Raw genomic sequence first — 1,550 nt, forward strand, 5'->3', positions numbered from 1 at the left:
ATCTTGCCACACTTCATAATTTAAGTGTATTTTTGTAAATTTAAAAGAAGGAGGGATTCCCCCCCATTTCCACATGGCATACACTCCTTCATCTGGCAGTTCTCAAGCGAGTGTGCCATGCATGAGGTGACACAGTGGACAGGTGAGAGGAGTCACGCAATGAGATAGATAGATAGATTTTATTATCGTCCTCGGAGGTCAAATATGACCTATGGGACCAAAGTTACATGTGATGTAGTATGTGTATGGCTGATGAGTGACTCTCGATGCTCCAAAATTGTAGTGATGAGAGTCGCAATGGAGAGCCCACACTTTGGCTGGGAGAGGAAAGTGTGTAGGTCTAAGTTATGGCTGAAAATGTGAGAGAAGCAAGTTCGGATGTGATCAAAAGCTGAGCACTCTAGTAGTGTGTGGTACTCAGACTCTCGAACTTGCAGTGAGCATAATGTGCACAATCGATTTGACTCTTCTCCATTGCCCCAACGCCCTATCTCGCATCGAAGGAAATGGGAGCTAAGCCAAATGGCTGCGATAGTGCGTATTGTCGACAAGGGCATATGCTCAAGCATGTAAGTGTGAGTACGGTTTCCTGTTTCAGCGAAGAACATAGTTTTGTAGTTGGGGGCAATATAGGTGGTGTAATGTATGAAGCGTGACCCACTGGATTTCTCCCAAGCCGTAATACATTGGCGTTGTAGAAAAGCTTCATTCACTTGAGAGTCAATTGAAGCATCATGTAGCAAGTGTAATGCATCCCATCTCCCAAACCACTTCTTTATGTCTTGCATCCATCCCGTGCTCAAGATCTTGCTTTTATACGTCTTTTGAACTTTTTTGCTTGCTTCCCATGCAATTGTAGGAAGTCGATGTGAGGGGTTTTGACGCATCTTTATCATGTACTCCACAACCCTTTCCATGTCCATAACCTCAATTGGAAGAGATCCCGACTCAAGAAGTAGGAGCATATATGGTGTTTGTGTCTTAACTTGGAGAAAGTTTGTAAGAAAACGCTTTTGGACATTCTCAAACTCTTTCCAAGTAGACTTTGAGATGCTCCCGCCCCACACTTCAACTCCATAAAGAAGAACCGGTGTCACCAATGCATCAAAAAGATACTTCTTGAGAACCCAACACTTGATGTTTCCCGCATTACACATGTTCTCAAATGCATAATATGCTCTCTTTCCCGCTTCCAAACGACGCATAGCACATTCATGCCACTTGTGATTGGATGGAACCTCAAGGCCAAGGTACTTAAAGCTCTCAACAACTTCAAGTGTCTCGTTGTTGTACACAATGCATGGCTTCTCCTTATGGTTGGTTTTCACAAGCATAACCTTTGTTTTGGATTCATTTACAATCAGCCCACTATGCAAGCAAAAGTTCTCAAGGACAACAATAAGATTTTGTGCATCTTCTAAAGTGTGTGCTAGAAGGACTACATCATCCGCATACAACAAAAGCATGATCACTCCATTGCAAGTAGTGACCTCTTCAATGCCTTCTTATTGCATAAAGTCAGGTACCATTTGTTCCAATTGATTGATGCA

At 42.8% G+C, this 1,550-nt stretch carries 1 protein-coding gene; it reads right to left on the bottom strand.

All coding sequences use genetic code 11. From position 1 onward, the window contains the following. Positions 1 to 209: 209 nt before the first annotated feature. The gene (locus DD606_RS25135; protein ID WP_176691494.1) at positions 210 to 1,466 is read right to left on the bottom strand and encodes a reverse transcriptase domain-containing protein; all 1,257 of its coding nucleotides are present in this window, start codon (positions 1,464 to 1,466) and stop codon (positions 210 to 212) included. Positions 1,467 to 1,550 lie beyond the last annotated feature (84 nt).

Source organism: Enterobacter cloacae complex sp. GF14B (assembly GCF_004136805.1).
In the GTDB taxonomy this organism is placed as follows: domain Bacteria; phylum Pseudomonadota; class Gammaproteobacteria; order Enterobacterales; family Enterobacteriaceae; genus Enterobacter; species Enterobacter hormaechei_C.